This is a genomic window from Rhizobium sp. RCC_161_2, assembly GCF_041355235.1.
Classification (GTDB): Bacteria; Pseudomonadota; Alphaproteobacteria; order Rhizobiales; family Rhizobiaceae; genus Rhizobium.
Window position 1 is genome coordinate 102,767 of sequence record NZ_JBFUPL010000009.1, and the last position, 19,883, is coordinate 122,649.

Consider the following 19,883-nt stretch of genomic DNA (forward strand, 5'->3'; position numbering starts at 1 on the left):
AGGAGGCAAATGGGCAGGCGAAGTACTGTGCTCCTGATGAAGCATATCGTTGGGGTGGAGCCATCGCCTTCGAATAGAACGATTGGATTATATGCTTTAGCTCTACAACGAATTATACCCAAGGCAATAACTATATTGCTTCAGCCTCGCGGAGATATACTCTAGACCCTTCACATTGTTTGGTAGGGCAATGGTCTTCTTATTCATCGGGGATAATACCTCGTCCTCCGTCAGCAGGTCACCTCTGATTAATTCGACAATCTGATTAAGCTCGCTGTTGTTCAGTGGACTGAACCCCTCCAGCTGGGAAGACGAGACAGGCACCCCATCAAGGCATGGGTTGCCTATGGGGTCACGAGGCAGGCGACCAGCCCAGGTTCGGAGCCACCGTCTCCGCGAGGTCGGCCAGCAGCCGCACGTTCTCGGCAAGACCGAAGGCGGGCGGTAGAAAGAGCACGATCTCGTCTGCGGCGGCGAGGCCCGGGTCGTTGAAAACCGCCTCGGTTACCTGGTCGGGAGTGCCCTGGAAAACGGGGCAAATTTGGACTCCGGACGGTTGGTTGGTCGGCCCGGTCGGTGTGAGGGCGCCCTTGGGGCGGGATGCGGCGATGCCCAGGGTGCGGCGCTCGAGATCGTAGGCGGCGTATTTCTCCCGGAGCTCGGCGGTGGTGCCGACCAGGATCGAGGCGGCGACGGTGACCGGCGGCGGCTCGGTGCCCCACGTCTCGCGCCAGGTGGTACGGAAAGCCTTGATGCTGCGGGCCTGATACTCCCCGAAGGTCTCGCCCTCGGCATGGTCGTGCTGCACGGTGCCGGAGATGAGCCCGATCCCAAGCTCGGCAGCCTGCACCGCCGAGCCGAGGCTCGCCGAACCTTGACGGATGCGGGAGCGTAGGGTCGGGCTGTGCGGTGTCACGCGCAGTTCGATACCCTCCGGGGCACCCTGGTTCGGCCCGGCGACGGTATGAAGGACCTCGCCCGAGATTGCGGCGAGGAAACGTGCCTGACGGCGCTTGGCCTCGGTGCGGGCATCGGTGTCGACTGTACCGAAGACAGCGTCGAACGCCGCGTTGGCACCGGTCGAGATGGCCAGTTCCAGCCGGCCGCCGATCAATAGGTCGGTCGTGCCAGCTGCCTCGGCAAGCAGAATCGGATCCTGATAGCGCATCGGGATGACCGCCGATCCCAGCGTGATATGCTTGGTGTGCTGGCCGGCCGCGGCGAAGAACGGAAGCGGCGAGGACAGGTAATGGTCGAAGTGCCGCTGGTAGGCCCAGCCGGACTGGTAGCCCAGCCGCTCCGCGGCCTTGAACAGTTCGATCCCATCGCGCAGCCCCTGCGCCGGCCCGGCATCATCGTTGAAAGACACGCGGGTATTGAACCCGAGCCGCTGCTTGGGGCGGAACGGCGCGGACAGGGCGCCGGCAGGCGCGGTCACGGTCATGCGATTTTTTCCTCGTTGAAGACCCGTTGGGGTCGAGGCTGTGGCACGCGGGCGATACGAGCGGCGCCGGACGGAATCGATTCCAGCAGCGACCGGGTATAGGGCTGCTGAGGGTTGTCGAAGATGTCGGTGACGGTCCCGTGTTCGACGATACGTCCACGCTGCATCACCGAGACGGTATGGGCGAGTTGGCGCACCAGAGCCAAATCGTGGGAGACGAATACATAGGTCAGGCCAAGCTTGGCTTGCAGCGAAAGCAGCACTTCGACGATGTCAGCCTGGACACTGACGTCGAGCGCGGAGGTGGGCTCATCGAGCACGATCACATCCGGCTTGAGGACCAGCGACCGGGCGATGGCCACGCGCTGGCGTTGGCCGCCTGACAAGGCTGCCGGATGGCGAGCAAGCAGGTGCTCGCCGAGCCCGACATTGGCCAGCGCTTCGCGGACCCGTGCGGCCCGCTCCGTGGCGGTTCCAATCTTGAAGCGGTCGAGCGGTTCGCGCACCAGCTGCTCGACTTTCCAGGTCGGGTCGAGCGAGGTGAACGGGTTCTGGTAGACGAGCTGAAGGTGGCGCCATACCGCGCGCAGCGACTCGTGCGAGCGACCGTTGAGCTGTTCGCCAGCGACCGCGATCTTGCCGATGTCGGGTTGCTCCAGCCCAAGCAAGAGCCGGATTGCGGTCGTCTTGCCCGAACCCGACTCACCGACCAGCGCATGCGTGGTGCCAGCCTGGACGGCAAACGACACGTCGTCGACGGCCGTCAGAACCTTGCCGTCAACCGTGAAGGTCTTCGTGACGGCGCTGACCTCGATCTTCGGCGCCTTGCCGGCGTCGGTCCTGAGGAAACGGAAGCCAGGGTCGCGCAGCCGGGCGTAGCGGTCGGGGTTGAGGGCCGGGACGTCGGCGTGAAGCTTCTTCGCGTATGCCGATGCCGGCGAGGAGAACACGGTCGTTGTACTGCCGGCCTCCTGTACGATACCGTCCTTGAGCACCACCAGCGAGTCCGCCCGCTCGGCGGCAATCGCCAGGTCGTGGGTGATGAGGAGCAGGCTGATATCGAGCTTGTGCTGCAATTCGGAAAGCAAGTCGAGGATGCGTTTCTGGATCGTGACGTCGAGCGCGGAGGTCGGCTCGTCCGCGACCAGCAGCAGCGGCCGCGGCAGGACCGCAAGACCGATCAGCACACGCTGCAGCATGCCGCCGGAGAGTTGGTGCGGGTAGGAGTCATAAACTCGCTGCGGGTTGTCGAGCCCAACTTGAGCGAATGTCTCCAGGATGAGCGCCTTGCGGAGTGTCTTATTGGGCTCGTCGACGAGCGCGGCTGCCTCCATCGCCTGGGAGCCGATCGTCCGCACAGGGTTGAGCGAGTTGCCTGGGTCCTGCGGGACAAACCCGATCGCACGTCCCCGTAACGGCCGGAAATGCCGCTCGGGGAGCCCCAGCACCTCGTGGCCGTCAAAGTCGATGCTGCCGCTCGCGCGTCCACCGGCCGGGAGCAGTCGCAGTATCGCGCGGGCGATCGTCGATTTGCCCGAGCCCGATTCCCCGATGAGAGCAAGGCTCTTGCCACGGCCCAGTTCGAACCCGATGTTGGTGACGACCTCTTGCTTTCCGTAGGCGACCGACAACCCGTCGACGCGGAGCAGCGGAGCCGGTCGTTGAGACGTCGAGCCGGTAACATCGGTGCGAGCGAAAAGCTGGGTCAGTCTGTCTTGCGGAGCCATCGGCTGATCCTGTTCACAGAGAGGACGGTTGCGATCGTGACGAAGGCGGGTGCGTAAACCAGCCAAGGCCATTTGAGGTAGTCCTTGCCGATCGAGATCAGCAGGCCCCAGTCGGACGCCGGCGGCGGGTCGCCGTAACCGAGAAATGCGAGGCTGGCGATGATCAGGATCGAGTCGCCGAACTGCAGCACGGCAAGCGGCAGCACCGAGCGTGACGCATTCGGCAGCACATGACGCCAAAGGATGTGCCAGCGCGACCCGCCGAGGAGAAAGGAAGACTCGACGAATGTCGCTTGCCGGGTCTTGATCACCTCCGAGCGCATCACCCGGGCGAACAGGGCCACGGCCGAAACGCCGGTGGCGATGGCGGCGTTCGTGGTGTCGAAACCGATCGCGGTGACGACGATGACGGCCAGCAGGAATTTTGGAATGGCGAGCAGCACGTCGACCAGACGGGCGAACAGGGTGTCAACCCAGCCGCCGAAGAAGCCGGCCAGCAGGCCGATGAGGCCGCCGGCGATAACACCGATGACCACGGCGATCAGCGCACTCGCGACCGAAGAGGCAGTGCCGTAGACAACACGGGCGTAGAGATCGCGGCCGAGATGATCGGTGCCGAACCAATGCGCGGCGCTGGGACCGAGCAGCTTTTGAGCGGGAACGCCGTTGATCGGGTTATAGCTCGTGAACAGGCTCGGGGCGAGCGACCAAGCGATGGCCAACACCACAATCGCGAAAGAGAGGACGACGACTGGCGGTATGCGAAGAGCTGTCAGCCGGCTGATGGCCGAGACGCGCGAAGTGGAATAGGTAGAGGTGAGGCTCATGATGCCACCGCTTTCGCAATGCTGACGGAAGCCTCGTCGGTTGTGGTTGGACGACGCTCGGGAGCGCCGAGGAGTTTTACGCGTGGGTCGAGCAGCGGATAGGTCAGATCGGCGATCAGGTTGACAATCACGAAGACCACTGCTGCCAGCGAGACGACTGCCTGAAGGACGGGCAGGTCCTGCGTGCTCACCGACCGTTGTACCAAGCTGCCAAGACCGGTCCGCCCAAAGACCGTCTCGGTGATCAGCGAGCCGCCGAGCAGTTCGCCGATCGTCAGCGCAACGACGGTGACGACCGGGAGTGAGGACGGCTTGAGCAGGTGCTTTGCGAACAGGCGCATTTGCCCGAGGCCGCGGCCGCGCGCGACGGCTGCGTATTCCTGTCCGGACTCATGGTCGAGGTTGGCGACGAGCACTTCGGCGATTTGTGCGGAGATAGGGATGCCGAGCGCGATCGCCGCGAAAAGGGTCGCCCAGAGGCTGTCGGGCTCTATCACGCGAAAGACGCCAAGCTGGAAACCGAAGAGGTGGATCAGCACCAGGCCGATCACGAAATTTGGCACCGACAGGAACAGCGACGGAAAGCCTCGCAACAAGCCCTGGCCAAGCCGTTTTGGAAGAAACTGTGTGCCATAGGCGATCACCGCCGCGAGCAGAAGCGCGACGACCAGGCCTGCGGAAGCAAGGACCAACGTCGACGGGAGCACCTCGGCGATCAGGGTCGTCACGGGCCGATTGGTCCGCATCGACAGACCCAGATCACCGGTGACAAACCCGGAAAACGATGTCCAAAGCTGGACCGGGATCGGCTTGTCCAGACCTTGGGCGGCGATGATCTCCTTGATCTCGTCCTGCGTGAACCCATTTTGGGGATTGTTGAGGACGTTGGAGATCGGGTCGCCCGGCAGAATGCTGACGACGACGAAGGTGAAGACATAAGCCAGCAGGATTACGACGATTGCCTGCACGAGGCGCTTTGCGGCGTAGTTTAGGTAGGCTTTGCTCATGCCGTCACCTTTTTGCGTTGCTCGGTAAAATTGCGGGTTATGCGCTTTTCGTCGCCGTGTAGTAGCTGGCATAGGCGACGCCGTTATAGACCACACCCGTCAGCTTCGGAGACTGCGCGTAGATCCGCTGGACGATCTGCGTACGTGGGATGAAGTAGCCCTGATCGAGGACGTATCTCTGGAGCTCGTCCAGGAGAGGTTTACGGCTTTCGATCGAACCGGCACTGGCGATCTTGTCGCGTAGCTCGTTGAGCGTCTTGTCGCTCTCGTCGAGGGCGAACCAGTTCTCGCCGTTGTTGGCGTTCGTCAGGATACTGGCGACGGTGCCCGCGTCGATGAAGCTGCGCGTCACCTCGTAGGCAGGCACAGCCGGACCGCCATACTTTACCTTCTGACCGAATGTCACGACATCATAGGCCCGGATATCGACCTTCCAGCCGATCTTGCCGAGCTGCTGGGCGATCAGTTCGTCGATCGATTTAGAGGTTGCGAGGTAGGGGTTGGAGTTCAGCGTCAGCGACAGTTGCTTGCCGTCCTTCGTGCGGATACCGTCCGCGCCTTTCTTCCAGCCGGCCTCGTCGAGAAGCTTCTCGGCCTTGTCGGGGTTGTAGGCCAGGAGGGCGCTTTGGTCGGTCGCTCCCGGAACGTTGCTCTGGATGAATGAGGTCGCGAGCTTCCAGTCGGATGTGTAGACGGTGTCGATGATCTCCTGACGATTGATACCGGCCTGAAGGGCTTGGCGTACCTTGACGTCATCGTAGGGCGCGAGCTTGGTGTTTATCGCCCAGCCGTTGACGAAGCCGAGGTAGCGAGGCGTCGCGACAGTAAAGCCATCTGCCTTGAGAGACTCCAACTCTTGCGGCGAGGCGTTGTAGGCGACATCGGCTTGGCCTGACTGCACGGCTGCAACGCGCAGCGACGGCTCGGTCACGAGCTTGTAGGTAATCGTGTCGAGATAGGCTGGACCGGTATGACCGACCGCCGCGGGACCCCAGCTGTAATCCTTGCGCTTGACCAGCTTGACGAAGTCGCCCTCCTTCCAGGATTCAACCACGTACGGACCACTGCCGGAAGTCTTGCTCAGGTCGGCCTGCTGCGGGGCGGGCTGCGCGATGGTCTTCGGAGAGATGAGGATCGAACCGTGGTAGCCGAGGGTCGGAATGAAGCCGAGCGTCGGCTTCTTGAAGAAGACCTTCACTGTGGTCGCGTCAATTGCCTCGGCGTGGTCGTAGGTTTTCGGAAAGAGGCCAATTGGGTTGATGCCCTCGCTCTTGCGGCCGGCGTACCAGATGTCGAGGTTGGCGACGACGGCCGACGCGTCGAGCGGGGTACCATCGGAGAACGTCACGCCGTTCTTCAGGTGCAGGGTGAATTCGGTGGCCGTGTCGTTCTGCTCCCAGCGTTCGGCGATCCAGGGGCTGACCTTGCCGTCAGCATCGACGTAAAGGAGCTTGTCGGTCACGTGTCCCCAGATGTGGCCTTGAAAGCTGGAGATCGCGCTGTTGTTCGGGATCCAGGTGTCGCCCAATGAGTCGATCAGGAAGGTGATGTCCCCGCCATTGGTCGGCTCGCCCGCACTTAGAGCCGGAGTGAGGCCTGCCATCGTCACCAAAGCGCCGGTTGCCACGGCGGACGTGGTGATCAGCAGACGGCGCCGGGAGAGGGACAACGAAAAAAGGCGTTCGGTCATGAAGAGGTCCTGATGGTTCTGGTTCTGATAAATTCTGAAACAGAGCCTATGCAGGCGGAGCCAAGGGAGAAAGACTGGTTGTTCTTTTTCTACTAATTTTATGGATTATTTTGTTCGGTTTTAGCGTGTGCAAGGGTCAGCTTTTTTCAGGGCTTGTCTGTGAGCGTTCAAAGCCCTCCTGGGCGATCAGGCTCTCCGTACTGATCTTATTGGGATCGATTTTGAACCTTGGGTCCCTCGAATATCCGCACTGGCGGCGCTTCGCCAACGAACCGTTCGACCTCTACCCTTGTAAGCTGTCCGGTCGAACCCTGGGCTAGCTGCGAGGTCCCAACGTCGTGCGTCAGTATGTTCGGGTTGCCATGAATGCACATCGCGTTGTCGGCGGTCGGGGCGTCCGGCTCGAACCATGCGCCCGTGGCCAATTGCATGACCCCCTTGCGCACGTCCTCGCTTATCACCGCTGCGGCGAGGCAACTGCCACGGACGTTGAACAACTTCACGATGTCTCCATCCGAGATGCCGCGCTCGACCGCATCTACCGGGTGGATACGAACCGGCTCGCGGCCCTTTATCTTGGTGGAGCGGCTGAAATCACCATAGTCCAGCTGGCTATGGAGCCGCGAATACGGCTGGTTACAGACCAGATGCAGGGGATAGCTCTCGTCCGCCTTGGTCTCCGCCCTGGGAGGATACCATTTTGGATGGCCGCGGCAATCGTCGTAGCCGAAGCCCTCGATCGTCTGCGAAAAGATCTCGATCTTTCCGGATGGCGTCCGCAGCGGGGATCCGGACGGATCATTGCGAAAGGCGTGGGCCGGTCCGCCATCGTCGGGCTTGAGCGGCAGGCGCATCTCTCCACGTTTCCAGAACGCCTCGAAATCCGGAGCCTTGTGTCCACCGGCTCCAAGTGCCGTGCGCGTGGTCTCGAACAGGAAGGCAAGCCAATCCTGGCTGGTGCGATTTTCGGTGAACTCTTCGAATTTTCCAAGATGGCGCGCTATTTCGGAGAAAATCTCATAATCGTCTCGCGCTTCCCCGACCGGCTCGATCAGCTTCTTCATCGCGATCATCAGAGGATCACGATCCGCCGCGCCGATATCGTCACGCTCAAGCGTGGTGGTCGCAGGCAACACGATATCCGCGTGACGCGCGGAGGACGTCCAGGCCGTCTCGTGGACGATGATGGTCTCCGGCCGCTTGAATGCCGCCCGCAGCCTGTTGAGATCCTGATGGTGATGAAACGGGTTGCCGCCTGCCCAATAGACGAGGCGGATATCGGGATAACGCATCGTGTGGCCGTTATAGTTGAACGCGTCGCCCGGATTGAGGAGCATATCGGCGATGCGCGCGACGGGAATGAAATCCGGCACTGGATTTTTGAACTGGCTAAGGGTCGGCAGTGGAACGGCAAGCTGGGCCTTGCCGATATTCCCCAATGCACCGAGGGAATATGCATAGCCACCGCCGTCAAGTCCAATCTGTCCGAGCATTGCGGCCAGCACGATGCCCATCCAGACAGGCTGTTCGCCATAGTCGGCGCGCTGGAGGGAATGGCTGACGGTGATCAGCGTTCTGGCGCTCGCCATCGTCCGGGCCAGTTCCTTGATGGCATCAGCATCGATGCCACAGATGCCGGAGGCCCATTCCGGGCTCTTTTCGACTCCATCGCTCCGCCCAAGCAGATAGTCCTCGAAGCGCTCGTATCCGACCGTGTAGCGGTCGAGAAATCCAAGGTCGTGCAATCCCGCATTGACGAGCGCATGCGCGATACCGAGCATCAGCGCGACATCCGTGCCCGGCACGATCGGCAGCCATTGGGCATCCAGCTCGGCGGGAAAATCATCTTTCAGTGGGCTGACGAGCACGAAGCGGGCACCGCGGGCACTCGCCCCGTTCAGCGTCTGGCGTACGATATGCGAACTGATGCCGCCGCCATGTACGTCCGCATTCTTGATCGCCATTCCGCCGAAGGCGACGATCAGTTCGCTGCTCCGTTCGATGGCATCCCAGGTGACACTCTTGCGGTCGAAATGGTCATATGGTCCCAAGACATGCGGGATGATGACCATTGCAGCACCGGAGCTGTAGGTATTGACGGATCGCACATAGCCGCCGAGCACATTCAGAAGCCGATGGATCTGGCTCTGTGCATGATGGAAGCGTCCGGCACTCGACCAGCCGTAGGAACCGCCGAATATGGCCTTGGCTCCAAAGTCTCCGTAAACGCGCCGAAGCTCTCCAGCTACCAGGTCAAGCGCTTCTGGCCAGCTGACGTCCACATAATCATCCGCGCCGCGATGCTGTGCGTTGTTCGTGGTACCATCGAGCCAGCCGCGCCTGACGGCCGGACGCCTGATGCGCGCGGGGCTATGAGCGATCGCGGCGAGGTTGCCCAACAAAGGCGACGGATGCGGGTCGGCCGGATGGGGACGAATTTCAAGCTTTCCATCTTGATAGCGGCCCGAGAAGGCACCCCAATGAGAGCTGTGAGGCTGGAAGGTGTTCATAGGGAGATATCCAGGTAGGCGAGGTTTGTTGATAGGCTGCTTCCAGTCTTATTCAGACATAATCTTCCCGGGATTCATGATGCCTGCGAGGTCGATGGCGTGTTTGCTGACCGCAGCGTCGAAGATGGAAAGTGCGCAGTCTCGCGCAACGAGAACCGCTGTTGGATCGCGTCCGACTGCTACCGTCGCAAGCGCCCCTTCATAAAGAAGCGATAGATGAGCGGCAGCCTGGTCAAGATCCAGCCCGGTGTTGGATATGACGGCGCGGAAAATATCCCTCACTGCCTTCTTGTGCGTTCGGGCGACCGATACAACGCGGTCGGACTCGCCGTGCTCGGCCACGGCAAGAGCAAATGCGCAACCGCGGAACTCCGGGCTGTCGGCCTTTTCATACAGACGCTCGAAAATAACGGTGATCTGGTCTCTCGGAGTGCCGGTCGCGTCCAAGGCCTCCTGCAGGGAGCGAATAACACGATCGTGGCGATCCTGAAGATAGGCCGCGACGAGATGATCTTTGGACGGGAAGTGTCGGTATAGGGTTGCTTTTGCAACCTTGGCTTCCTCGATAATGCGATCTATCCCAACAGCCCGAATACCTTCGCTGTAAAACAGCCCGCCGGCTGCCGTGAAAATCTGATCTGATATGGTTTCTCGCATTGAATCGCTTCATGTTGGTAGTTGTATTATTGAACAATTCGTCGGCCACAAATTATCTGGTTGCCGCAAGACCGCTTTTGCCACCTTGGTAGGATCTGTCGACAAGTGACTGGATCGCGTCAAGCGGCACCGCGTTCGTGACGCCGCCTTCATGCTCCAATCTGCCAGCAATATTCTGGACAGCCTCATTGTAGGGGGTCGGGATGTTGTGCAAACGACCAAGCAAGACGATTTCTCCGTTGAGAAAATCGACTTCACTCGAGGCGCCTCGAGCGAAACTCTGCCAAGTCGATTGTTGACCGGGATGGATGCCGCTGTTTTGAGCTATGCGCCAGCCTGAAATATCCAACGCCCGCTCAGATGCTGAAGCGAAGTTGTAGCCGGCAGCCTCAAGAGCGCAGCGGGCTTCATTGACCAGGGCCTCGGCGACTGAGGCTCGCAGATCATCGTCCCCATCAAACAATTCCAAGGCATTTCGGACGTTGTGAAGGAGTTTCAGTGATTTCCAACGGCGGATATCGTTGCTGGTTTCTGCGAGATAGTTCGCACGGTCGAGGTCTGCGGCAATCTGCTCGGCGGTTTCATCGGAACCCGTCGGGAAACGCCCTATGGTGACCACGCCAACCTGCGGATCACCCGCCACTGCGACCTTGCCCGTTTCGGTAAACCGGGCCGGCGTCAGAATACTGGCTCCGTAAACCTTGGCAAAAGTTCTAAGCGCAATCGCTTCCGTTGCCAAACCATTCTGAAACGTGACGACCGGCAGACGGGCAGCTGCTGTATCCCCGCAATCCGACACCGGGCGCCATGACCAGGATGCCAAGGCGTTTGCCGCGTCCTGGGACTTAACCGTCAACAAAAGGATATCGCCGGGCGTCAACTCGGGCGGATCGAAGATATCGAAGGCGTTCAGCCTGATCTGCTGCACTCCGGAGGGGCGTTGGTAGCTCAGGCCATGCCGTTTTATTTGGCTGATCTGCGCGCCGCGCCCGACCAGAGCATATCCGACGCCGGCAAGCTCGAACTGCGCCGCGAGGCTTGCGCCGACCGCACCCGCGCCAACGATTATGTACCGAGTCATCTTTTCTCCCGAATTTGGTCTAGGGCTGCTGCGGTGAGCCGATGTTGCCTCAGTAACAGCTGCGATCGTGAAGTCAGCCCGATTGCGGTTTTCGGAAGGACGTTAGTGAAATTGTCCGCACTCTGGAGATGGGACGGCTCCGGTTAAAAAAGTAACCAGCGCGTGACAGCCAGCGGAACGGTTCCGATACGAAATTTTCGATCAACATCGGTGTTCCCTGAAGGTCGCATACGAAAATTGGTCACAAACAGACCGTTCCTGGCAACATGTGGAAGCTTAGGCACGCGAACTGCTTCAAGAAAGACAGGTCGTTCTTTTTCTGCTGGTTATGTAGAAAATAGTTTGGAGTTTGCAGGTTTTATCGCCACCTCATTCCTCAGATCAACGGCGCGTCCGGCAGTCCTTTCGGTGGGGCAGTCCGGCAATGGCCGGGAAGGCGGTGTCTGGGGTGTTGAGGAATATCTGGAGACGAAGTCCGTCAGTGGCCGGGGTTGACGGAAATCAGCATGTCCTGGTGACTTCACTTGCGCCTAGATCGCATGATAGCCCCGGTCAAAATAGATGAGAGCCTGTCCGCCGTCGTTCTCGCGGATGGCGACGACTTCGCAGATCAGGATATCATGCGTGCCGCCGTCCGAGATGGTTTTGACCCTGCAATCGAACGAGATCAATGCATCGTCCAGTGCCGGCGCTCCCGTTTCAAGCAGCGACCAGTTGGCACCCTCGAAACGCTCGTGCACCGGCGTCTTGCCGCCAAAAAGCCGACTAAGCTCCTCATGACTGCGCTCCAGTGTGTTGACGCAGAGTACCCGGTTGGCGCTGACGGCCGGGTAGGCGGAGGAGCCGCGATTGAGGCAGACCAGCAATGTCGGCGGGCTGTCGGTCACGCTGCACACCGCGGTTGCCGCAAAGCCCGCAAGCCCTCCCGGGCCATCTGTTGTCACGATGTTGACGGCGGCTCCGAGCCGCGCCATGGCGTTGCGGTATTCCTGCTTCCTCTCGTCAAGGGAGGCGCTGGCTGATGCGGCGACCGTCAGGGATGAGGCTTGCATGTCAGGCTCCTTATCGGACTTCCGATCTCGTGCGCAGAAAGCGCAGCACTTTATTGTTGAATTCTTCGGGCTCGACGATGTTCACCGCATGGGCGCCAAAATCGGAAAGGGCAAGTTCGGCGGCGGGCAGGCCCTCGGCAAGCCGGACGGAGCGCGTATAGGGCACGAGCAGATCGTCACGTGTGCCGACGACCAGCGTTGGGGTGCGGATCTCGGAGAGCCTGTGGTCGATATCGAACGCCCGCAAGGCCGCGATCCGTTTGAGAACATTCGCCTTGCCCTGGAAATGCGCGACGCCATGGCGCTCATCAGCCGCCATGCGCTCGGCATTTTCCGACATCCAGACGGCCGGATAGAGAAACAAGGGCTGCGCCTTAACGAAGGCTTCCACGCCGGATCGCTCCAGCAGCTCGATGCGGATATCGAAGCAGCGGCCGGAATGCGGATCGGCCTTACTCCATGCGTTGATGAGGATCAGCTTCTCGATAAGTTCGGGACGCCGCAGCGCGATGTCGAGGCCGATCAGGCCGCCGAGCGCATGGCCCATGAAGTCGAAATGATCAAGCTGCAGCCGGGCTGCGATCTCCAGCACATCGTCGGCCATGGCCGAGATACCGCCGGTGTCCGGAACATCGCCGCCGGTGCGTCCCGTGCCGCGATGATCGTAGGTGACGATCCGGAAATCGGTCGCGAGCGCCTCGATCTGAGGCGCCCAATAGCTTCCTGAGCCGCCGAGTCCGGAGGACAGGATGATCGTCTTCGCGTCGGGGCGATCGAGCCCATGAACCTCGAAATGCATGCCCGCCTACTTCTTGCCGATATGCGCGACGGTTGCGATCTCGACCAGCGCGTCAGGCTTCACGAGCCCGCACAGGATGCAGTAGCGCGCCGGCTTGTCGCCCGGGAAGTATTCGGCATAGACGGCGTTGACGGCCTGGTAGTTGGCCCAGTCGGTGACGAAGATGTGGTTCATGGTCACGTCTTCCATCGTGCCCCCGGCCGTCTCGATCACCGATTTGATGGTTTCCAGCACATGGCGCGTCTGGGCGCCGGCATCGCCGACATGCACGACGTCATTGTTCTTGTCGAAGGGCAGGGTGCCGGAGACATAGACGATGCCATCGGCAAGCGTGCCGGGCGAAAATGGTGCGATTGGCTTATGGGTTCCTGCGGGCACGATAATGGACTTGGGCATGAGGGTCTCCTCTTGATGATTGGATCAGGCTTCGTTTGGAGCGGCTTGCGAGACGGTGGCGCAGAAGTCGTTGACCGTTGCGACCCAGCCGAAGAATTTCTCGACGTTGTAGACGGTCGCCTGCTGGATGAAATCGGGGCCGAGATGATGGGTTGCGTCCTCCAGCATCACGCCGAAATATTCGAGATGGAAGGCATCGCGGAGCGAGCTCTCCACGCAGACATTGGTGGCGATGCCGACGAAGACGAGATTGCGGATGCCGCGCGCGCGCAGCACACTGTCCATATTGGTGTTGAAGAAACCGCTGTAGCGGGTCTTCGGTACCAGGATATCGCCGGGTTGAGGCTGCAGCTCGTCGACGATCGCGTAGTCCCAGGTGCCCTTGGCGAGAAGCTGGCCTTGCAACTCCGGTCTCTGGCGCATGGTCTTCAACGCGTTGGACTTGTGATAGTTCGGCGACCCGGGGCCGCCTGCCTCCACATAGTCCTTGTCCCAACCGTTCTGGAAATAGATGACCTGAACACCGGCGCCGCGCGCCGCGTCCAACGTCTTCTTGATATTGGCGATCGTGCCCTTGGCTCCCGCGATATCGAAGCCGGCGAGATCGACATAGCCGCCTTCGGTCGAATAGGCGTTCTGCATGTCGACGACGACAACCGCTGTCTCACTGGGCTTCAGCGTGATCGGTTCGGGTCGGGCGGGGAGGGTGACGCTCTGCGAGCGTTCCTGAGGGGCCTGGTACCCGGCGGCGGTAACGGCGCTCATTGGGCGGCCTCCAGCATGGGCTTTATGTGTTCGCGGCATTTCATCAGCGGCTGGATCTTCGTGCCGAAATCTTCAACACCCTTCACGAAGTCGTCGAAGGTCAGCAGTACGCCGCCTGTTCCGGGAACAGTCGGGACTTCATCGAGCAGCTTGGCGATGGTCTCGTAGGAGCCAACCAGTGTTCCCATGTTGATATTGACGGCCGAGACGGGGTCGGCCATCTGACGGATATTGGTGTCGGAACCGGATTTGGTATCGGCGGCACCCTGCAGGCCAAGCCAGGCAATCGCTTCCTGGTCGGCGCCATCCTTATAGCTCTCCCACTTGGCGCGGGCGGCCTCATCGGTCTCGTCGGCGATCACCATGAAGAGAACGAAGGACGAGACGTCACGGCCGGTCTTGGCGGTTGCCACCTGAAGCCGCTCGGCTGCCGGGGCAAACGCCTTCGGCGTATTGACGCCGACGCCGAAGCAAAAGTTGTAGTCGGCATATTGGGCCGAGAACTCCATGCCGGCGGTCGAGGAGCCAGCGCAGATCACCTTCATGTCGGCCTGGGGCCGTGGCGACAGACGGCAATCGTCCATCTGGAAGAATTCGCCCTTCAGATCGCTCTTTCCGGTTTCCCATAGATCGCGCAACACGGTGGCATACTCACCGAGATAGTCATAGCGCTTGGCGAAATACTCGTCGCCCGGCCACATGCCCATCTGGGAATATTCCGGGCGCTGCCAGCCGGTGACGAGGTTGAGACCGAAGCGGCCGTTGGAAATGCTATCAATCGTCGACGCCATGCGGGCGACAATCGCCGGCGGCATCACCAGTGTTGCAGCGGTCGCAAACAGCTTGATGCGGGTGGTGACGGCAGCGAGGCCCGACATCAGCGTGAAGGATTCGAGATTGTGATCCCAGAATTCCGTCTTGCCGCCGAAGCCGCGCAGCTTGATCATCGAGAGAACGAAGTCGAGACCATATTTCTCCGCCTTTAGCGTGATCTCCTTGTTCAACTCGAAGCTGGGTTTGTACTGCGGTGCGTTTTCCGACAGCAGCCAACCATTGTTCCCGATCGGGATGAAAACACCGATTTCCATATCTGCTCTCCTCTTGAGGTCGCGAGCGGCCAAGGCCTGGTTCGGGATCTTGAAAGCAGATTGCGTGCCAGATCGAAAAGCCCAATAAAATCAATGGCGCTTTGTTTCGCATGTCGCGAATTATTTATCGTTTGGTCAAAAATTTATCGAACGGTAAATTTTTGACCAAAAAAACGGCCACTGCCGCACAAAATTGTAGCGGTGTTCATATTTGACAGGGATACAAACAGAGTGGCGGTCCCGCCGTATTGCTATGTTTTTAATTTTTCCTGGGCTGGGGATCGTCATCAGGGATCGGACTACCGCGAACAGCCGGATCAAATTCAACCCTGTTCACGGCCTCCGGCGCGCGGGAGTAGTGTCCCGGCCGCTGACGATGTCCAGAATCTCGGATGCGACATTGCGCAGATGGGTTACCATCGCCGCCCGCGCGCGCCGGCCATCGCCCTTGGCGAAGGCGTCCAGGATGGCGACGTGTTCTGCGGCGTCTGCGGCCACGCGACCCGACGGGCTGGTCAGTTCGAACAGGCGGGTGATGACGCGCAGCTGTTGGATCATCCGCACCAGTACGCCGTTGCCGAGTGCTTCCGGGAACAGCATGTGAAGACGGTCGTCGGTTTCCCAGTGCTCGGCGGCCTGTGCTTCCAGTGCGCCGAGCCTCAGAATATCGCTGCGCAGCGCCTCGATCGTTTCCGGTTTTATGCGGCCGATCGCGAGCTCCACGGCTTCGCCTTCGAGCAGCTCGCGAACCTTGAGCGCCTGAAAGAATTCGACCGGCTGCACCCGGCGCACCGCATAGGAACGTGAGCCCTGCTTGATGAGCAGTCCCTCCGCCGCAAGCCGCAGGATCGCCTCGCGCATAGGGGTGCGGGAGACATCGAGCTGCTGAGCGAGCCGTCCTTCCACCACCAGGCTGCCGCCCGGCAGCTTGCGGGTCAGGATGAGACGGCTGAGCTCATCATAGGCGCGCTCGCTGAGGCTTGCTTCACCGTTGATGGCGGACAAAAGGCTATCGTCGTTCATGTATCAGAGCCCAGCAGTCCGGCATTGGCAAGGGCATGCCGCAGCCGGAGGATTTCGGAGGGTGGCAGATCGGTGATGGGAGCGCGCGGACTGCCGTTGCGCCAATGTCCAAGTAGGACCATGCAGGCCTTGAGGCGTGCCGTGGCCCAGCCGACAGGATGCGTGCCGTAGATGGCGTTTGCCAGCGGCTGAATGCGTTCGCTCAAGGCGCGTGCCCGTTCCAAATCCCCCCCTTGCACAGCGCGATCCAGCGCCACGATCTCTCCCGGCATGATCACCGCTAGACTCACGAGACTACCTTCACTGCCGATCGCAAAACAAGAGAGCAGATGCTCGTCCCCGGATGCCATGATCTCAACGTGGGGCGCCGTGTTTTTGACGAGGCGGCGATTTCGGTCATAGGCGTTGCTCTCCCAGCTTCCCTCCTTGATCCCCACGACTGTCGGCAACTGGACCAGCCTGGAGAGCACGTCCGGCCGGTAGGCAAGCGCGGAAGCGACGCCAGCCTGATAGAGCATCATCGGTGTATCGACGGCCTCGGCGATCGTGCGATGGTGCGTCACGGCCATCTCGGCGTCCTGCGACAGCGCCCAGGAGAATGGCGGGAAGACGAGAATGGAATCAGCGCCGGCATTGGCGGCGTCTTCGGCATGGCAGACGGCTTCTGCTGTTGCCTCGCACAGGATCCCGCAGACGACGATATGGGTGCGGCCGATCGTTTCGACGGCGATTTCCGTCACCCGGCGGCGCTCTTCGCGGGAGAGCAGGATGTTCTCGCCCGCATGGCCGTTGCAAAGAACACCGACGATGCCCGGTTCGGCCGTCACGGAGCGGAAGTGATCGGCAAGCGCATCCTCGTCCATCGTGCCGTCGTCGCGAAATGGGGTGAGTGTAGCCACGTAGATGCCGCGGAAGGGGTGGTCTATGGCGGGTATCAAGCTATTTCCTCCGGGTTCTTGATCAGTCGGGCGGGGTCGAAGAGCGGCATTTCGGGTTCGCGCCCGAGAATCCGCTCGGCGAGGAGCCGTCCCATGTAAGGGGCACTGGTATAGCCGGAGTGGGCGCAGCCGATCACATAGGCTTCGTCCAGTCCGGGCAGCGGCCCGATGATTGGCATGGCATCGGTGGTCTCGGATTCGAGGCCGAGCCAGATACGCAAGATGCGGGTGTCGCCGAGGGCCGGTATGGCATGACGGGCGAGCTGGACGTTGCCGATGAGGTTGTCCGGGATCGTCTCGACGCCGCCGCGGATCGGATCGCCGATGCCCTGCCAGCCGCCGCCGATCAGCACGCTGCCGTTTTCGAACTGCTTGAGCGACAGGAGGCCGTTGGCGATCCCGACCACGCTCTGCATCACCGGCCGCATGCGCTCGGTGACCACGAGCTGGTTGATCAGGCATTTGATCGGAATGCGGAACCCGAGCCAGGCGAGCATCGTCTCGAGCCAGACGCCGCCAGCGAGAACCAGCCGCTTGGCCGTCGTTCCTGCGCCGTCCTTATGTAGAATGGTGTAGTGGCCGCCATCCGGTTCTATTCCGTTGACGGATGTGTTTTCGAGAATGGTGACGTTCGCCGAGACCAGTGCCTTTCGATAGGCGCGGCCTGTCATATAGGCGGTAACATGCCCGTCGAGCTCGCAATAGGCGGCGGCAATGAGCGAAGGATTGAGACCCGGTTCTATCCGCAGAGCCTCGGCGGGCGTGATCAGCCGGATCGGCGCCCCCATCGCGGCGCGCGCCTGCGCCCTCTTTTCCAGCATCTCCCGTTCCGCCGCCGTGAAGGCAAGGGACAGCCCCGGAGCCGAGCGGGCGCCGACATCCATGCCAAGCCAGTTCGGCGCATCGAGCCAGAGTTCGCGTCCCTTCATGGCGTAGGGGATCAGGGCGGCGCGCGTCATGTGGAGCGTCAGCGTGCCGGCATTGACGCCGGAGGCCTCCCGGCAAATTTCGCCGCGGTCGATCAAGGCGACGCGCATGCCGGAACGCGCGAGATAAAGGGCCGCCGTTGCCCCCATCGCGCCTGCGCCGACCACGGCGATATCGAATGTTTGCGAAAGATTCTGTGACATCATAGCGGCGCGGGTGGTGGGAGCTTCAGCTCGGAATAATCGACCGGCTCGAGAAGCTGGGCGAGCGGAAGCGGACGAAACGGCGTCCGGCCGGTGAACATGCCTGATCTTGGGTGCTGCCCCGTCGCCTGGGCGAGCAGGGCGCTCGCGATGTCGCCGCAGATGCGGCCCTGGCAAGGTCCCATGCCACAGCGCGTCCAGGCCTTGAGCTGGTTCGCGCTGCGTGCGCCGTCCGCAAAGGCCAAGTCGATATCCCGCCGCGTCACGTCCTCGCACCGGCAGACAACGGCATCTTCGGCGATGCTTTTGATTTGCCCCGGCCTCAGAGCCATCAGCCCGGCCATGGCGCCGCCGAATTTGAGCGCTCGTTTCGCGCTTCGCCGAAGGGGAGCGGATTGCGATTCATAGGCTTCGCCTGAGAGGGCGCCGAGGTCGCGGGCGGCAACGAGGCCGGCAAGGCGGCCATTCAGCGTGGCCGCCGCCGCTCCGGCGACCCCGGTGCCGTCACCGACCGTATAGAGGCCGGCGATGCTGGTGCGAAAGTCGGCGTCGACCCGTGGAACCCAGCCGCCGCGAGCCTCGTCGAATGCATGGTCTGCCCGCAGCAGTCGGGTGACGTCGGTGGACGCGACAAGGCCGTTGCCAACGGCGACGGCATCGACGGTGAATGTCTGCTCCTTGCCGGCGATCGAACAACCACTCCGGTCGACGGGGCCGATCGTCACCTCGATCTCGTTCTCATCCCGCTTTACGGCGCGGCGGATGACGTGGCGATAGAAAAAGGGAACGTGCGCTGCATGAAGGCGGGTCAGCCATCCGGCACCGCGAGCAGCAAGGTCGGGACGGGTCAGGAATGCGGGGCTCTTTGCCAGCCACTCGCCACGGGAAGCGAGATCGACGACACCCACCACCGTACCGCCAGCCTTCAGGATTCCGGCGGCGACCGCCAGGAGAAGCGGGCCTTGCCCGGCGACCAGGGTGCGACGGCCTGGCAGCATACGCTGCGACTTGAGAAGTATGGTCGCGGCGGCGAGGCCGACAATGCCGGGAAGCGTCCAGCCAGGAAACGGGACAACTCGTTCCTGCGCGCCGGTCGCGACGATGATCTTGCGGGTGTTCCACGACACCGGCCCGCCCTCAGCGAGAGCGTCGACCCGCAAGTCCGGTGAGACCGACCAGACGGTGTGACCGAAATGGGCGTCGACCGTGCTTTCTGCGAGCCGGTGACGCAACGCATCTCCAGCGCGGCTTTCCCGGGTTGCCGGCAGGCCGGCGAAGGTGCTGGGCGGTGCGCGGTAGACCTGTCCACCTGCTGCGGGGGCTTCGTCGACCAGCACGACACGCAGGCCGCAAGCGGCCGCGGACAGGGCAGCTTCAGTGCCGGCCGGACCGGCGCCGATGACGAGGACATCGCAGGTGTCGCTCATGCGATCGTTCCTTTTCGCACAATGAGGCCATCCGCACATTCCGTGCGACAAGCCGGCCTGCGAACGCCGTTCACCTCCACCGTGCATTCCTGGCAGAGACCCATCCAGCAGAACGCACCTCGCGGCGCATGCTCGTTCGGGCTTTCCCTGAGGGTTCGATAGCCGGCGGCCAGCAGTGCGGCAGCCACCGATTCTCCCGCATAGGCGTCGACGACATTGCCATCGAAAATGAAGCGTACAGGCGTCCCGCGCCTCACATCCGGCTCTCGCAGACTGGGTCGTCTCAATTCGAAGGGTTGACTTTCGCCTGTCACGGTGTTTC

18 protein-coding genes are annotated in these 19,883 nt (G+C 61.5%); all 18 read right to left on the reverse strand.

Annotated elements, in window-relative coordinates; translation table 11 throughout:
* Positions 1–352: 352 nt before the first annotated feature.
* Positions 353–1,444, reverse strand: coding sequence for an LLM class flavin-dependent oxidoreductase (locus tag AB6803_RS22295; protein ID WP_371110942.1), 1,092 nt, complete (start codon positions 1,442–1,444; stop codon positions 353–355).
* Positions 1,441–3,171, reverse strand: coding sequence for a dipeptide ABC transporter ATP-binding protein (locus AB6803_RS22300; RefSeq protein ID WP_371110943.1), 1,731 nt, complete (start codon positions 3,169–3,171; stop codon positions 1,441–1,443). The genes AB6803_RS22295 and AB6803_RS22300 overlap by 4 nt, the downstream gene beginning before the upstream one ends.
* A complete protein-coding gene (locus AB6803_RS22305; RefSeq protein ID WP_371110944.1) occupies positions 3,150–3,998 on the reverse strand; it encodes an ABC transporter permease in 849 nt (282 codons plus the stop codon). Before AB6803_RS22305 ends, AB6803_RS22300 begins: the two co-directional genes overlap by 22 nt.
* Positions 3,995–5,005 carry an ABC transporter permease gene (locus tag AB6803_RS22310; protein ID WP_371110945.1) on the reverse strand — a complete coding sequence of 337 codons (1,011 nt, stop codon included), beginning with the start codon at positions 5,003–5,005 and terminating at the stop codon, positions 3,995–3,997. Before AB6803_RS22310 ends, AB6803_RS22305 begins: the two co-directional genes overlap by 4 nt.
* Before the next feature lie 37 nt (positions 5,006–5,042).
* Positions 5,043–6,695, reverse strand: coding sequence for an ABC transporter substrate-binding protein (locus AB6803_RS22315; protein ID WP_371110946.1), 1,653 nt, complete (start codon positions 6,693–6,695; stop codon positions 5,043–5,045).
* Between the two features lie 206 nt (positions 6,696–6,901).
* Entirely contained in the window at positions 6,902–9,205 is a 2,304-nt protein-coding gene (locus tag AB6803_RS22320) for a molybdopterin guanine dinucleotide-containing S/N-oxide reductase (protein ID WP_371110947.1), read from the reverse strand.
* A gap of 48 nt (positions 9,206–9,253) precedes the next feature.
* A complete protein-coding gene (locus AB6803_RS22325; RefSeq protein ID WP_371110948.1) occupies positions 9,254–9,862 on the reverse strand; it encodes a TetR/AcrR family transcriptional regulator in 609 nt (202 codons plus the stop codon).
* Between the two features lie 52 nt (positions 9,863–9,914).
* Positions 9,915–10,943, reverse strand: a complete 1,029-nt coding sequence (locus AB6803_RS22330) for a ketopantoate reductase family protein (protein ID WP_371110949.1) — start codon at positions 10,941–10,943, stop codon at positions 9,915–9,917.
* A 530-nt stretch (positions 10,944–11,473) separates the two neighbouring features.
* On the reverse strand, positions 11,474–11,995 hold the full coding sequence (locus tag AB6803_RS22335; RefSeq protein WP_371110950.1) for a flavin reductase: 522 nt from the start codon (positions 11,993–11,995) through the stop codon (positions 11,474–11,476).
* A gap of 10 nt (positions 11,996–12,005) precedes the next feature.
* The gene (rutD, locus tag AB6803_RS22340; RefSeq protein WP_371110951.1) at positions 12,006–12,794 is read right to left on the reverse strand and encodes a pyrimidine utilization protein D; all 789 of its coding nucleotides are present in this window, start codon (positions 12,792–12,794) and stop codon (positions 12,006–12,008) included.
* Positions 12,795–12,800: 6 nt separating this feature from the next.
* Positions 12,801–13,190 (reverse strand): pyrimidine utilization protein C, encoded by a 390-nt coding sequence (gene rutC, locus AB6803_RS22345; RefSeq protein ID WP_007688838.1) that lies wholly within the window; start codon positions 13,188–13,190, stop codon positions 12,801–12,803.
* A 24-nt stretch (positions 13,191–13,214) separates the two neighbouring features.
* Complete coding sequence (gene rutB, locus AB6803_RS22350; protein WP_371110952.1) at positions 13,215–13,955, reverse strand: pyrimidine utilization protein B; 741 nt, start codon at positions 13,953–13,955, stop codon at positions 13,215–13,217.
* On the reverse strand, positions 13,952–15,043 hold the full coding sequence (gene rutA / locus AB6803_RS22355; RefSeq protein WP_371110953.1) for a pyrimidine utilization protein A: 1,092 nt from the start codon (positions 15,041–15,043) through the stop codon (positions 13,952–13,954). The genes rutB and rutA overlap by 4 nt, the downstream gene beginning before the upstream one ends.
* Before the next feature lie 333 nt (positions 15,044–15,376).
* Entirely contained in the window at positions 15,377–16,066 is a 690-nt protein-coding gene (locus tag AB6803_RS22360) for a GntR family transcriptional regulator (RefSeq protein ID WP_371110954.1), read from the reverse strand.
* The gene (locus tag AB6803_RS22365) at positions 16,063–17,004 is read right to left on the reverse strand and encodes a dihydrodipicolinate synthase family protein (protein WP_371110955.1); all 942 of its coding nucleotides are present in this window, start codon (positions 17,002–17,004) and stop codon (positions 16,063–16,065) included. Before AB6803_RS22365 ends, AB6803_RS22360 begins: the two co-directional genes overlap by 4 nt.
* The gene (locus AB6803_RS22370; protein ID WP_371110956.1) at positions 17,001–18,137 is read right to left on the reverse strand and encodes an NAD(P)/FAD-dependent oxidoreductase; all 1,137 of its coding nucleotides are present in this window, start codon (positions 18,135–18,137) and stop codon (positions 17,001–17,003) included. Before AB6803_RS22370 ends, AB6803_RS22365 begins: the two co-directional genes overlap by 4 nt.
* Positions 18,134–19,561, reverse strand: a complete 1,428-nt coding sequence (locus AB6803_RS22375; protein ID WP_371110957.1) for an FAD-dependent oxidoreductase — start codon at positions 19,559–19,561, stop codon at positions 18,134–18,136. The genes AB6803_RS22370 and AB6803_RS22375 overlap by 4 nt, the downstream gene beginning before the upstream one ends.
* Complete coding sequence (locus AB6803_RS22380) at positions 19,558–19,875, reverse strand: (2Fe-2S)-binding protein (RefSeq protein WP_371110958.1); 318 nt, start codon at positions 19,873–19,875, stop codon at positions 19,558–19,560. The genes AB6803_RS22375 and AB6803_RS22380 overlap by 4 nt, the downstream gene beginning before the upstream one ends.
* Between the last annotated feature and the right edge of the window lie 8 nt (positions 19,876–19,883).

Bases quoted from the DNA above. Each gene is read 5' to 3' on its own strand.
- AB6803_RS22295 (WP_371110942.1), bottom strand. From the start codon at position 1,444: ATGACCGTGACCGCGCCTGCCGGCGCCCTGTCCGCGCCGTTCCGCCCC.
- AB6803_RS22300 (WP_371110943.1), bottom strand. From the start codon at position 3,171: ATGGCTCCGCAAGACAGACTGACCCAGCTTTTCGCTCGCACCGATGTT.
- AB6803_RS22305 (WP_371110944.1), bottom strand. From the start codon at position 3,998: ATGAGCCTCACCTCTACCTATTCCACTTCGCGCGTCTCGGCCATCAGC.
- AB6803_RS22310 (WP_371110945.1), bottom strand. From the start codon at position 5,005: ATGAGCAAAGCCTACCTAAACTACGCCGCAAAGCGCCTCGTGCAGGCA.
- AB6803_RS22315 (WP_371110946.1), bottom strand. From the start codon at position 6,695: ATGACCGAACGCCTTTTTTCGTTGTCCCTCTCCCGGCGCCGTCTGCTG.
- AB6803_RS22320 (WP_371110947.1), bottom strand. From the start codon at position 9,205: ATGAACACCTTCCAGCCTCACAGCTCTCATTGGGGTGCCTTCTCGGGC.
- AB6803_RS22325 (WP_371110948.1), bottom strand. From the start codon at position 9,862: ATGCGAGAAACCATATCAGATCAGATTTTCACGGCAGCCGGCGGGCTG.
- AB6803_RS22330 (WP_371110949.1), bottom strand. From the start codon at position 10,943: ATGACTCGGTACATAATCGTTGGCGCGGGTGCGGTCGGCGCAAGCCTC.
- AB6803_RS22335 (WP_371110950.1), bottom strand. From the start codon at position 11,995: ATGCAAGCCTCATCCCTGACGGTCGCCGCATCAGCCAGCGCCTCCCTT.
- rutD (WP_371110951.1), bottom strand. From the start codon at position 12,794: ATGCATTTCGAGGTTCATGGGCTCGATCGCCCCGACGCGAAGACGATC.
- rutC (WP_007688838.1), bottom strand. From the start codon at position 13,190: ATGCCCAAGTCCATTATCGTGCCCGCAGGAACCCATAAGCCAATCGCA.
- rutB (WP_371110952.1), bottom strand. From the start codon at position 13,955: ATGAGCGCCGTTACCGCCGCCGGGTACCAGGCCCCTCAGGAACGCTCG.
- rutA (WP_371110953.1), bottom strand. From the start codon at position 15,043: ATGGAAATCGGTGTTTTCATCCCGATCGGGAACAATGGTTGGCTGCTG.
- AB6803_RS22360 (WP_371110954.1), bottom strand. From the start codon at position 16,066: ATGAACGACGATAGCCTTTTGTCCGCCATCAACGGTGAAGCAAGCCTC.
- AB6803_RS22370 (WP_371110956.1), bottom strand. From the start codon at position 18,137: ATGATGTCACAGAATCTTTCGCAAACATTCGATATCGCCGTGGTCGGC.
- AB6803_RS22375 (WP_371110957.1), bottom strand. From the start codon at position 19,561: ATGAGCGACACCTGCGATGTCCTCGTCATCGGCGCCGGTCCGGCCGGC.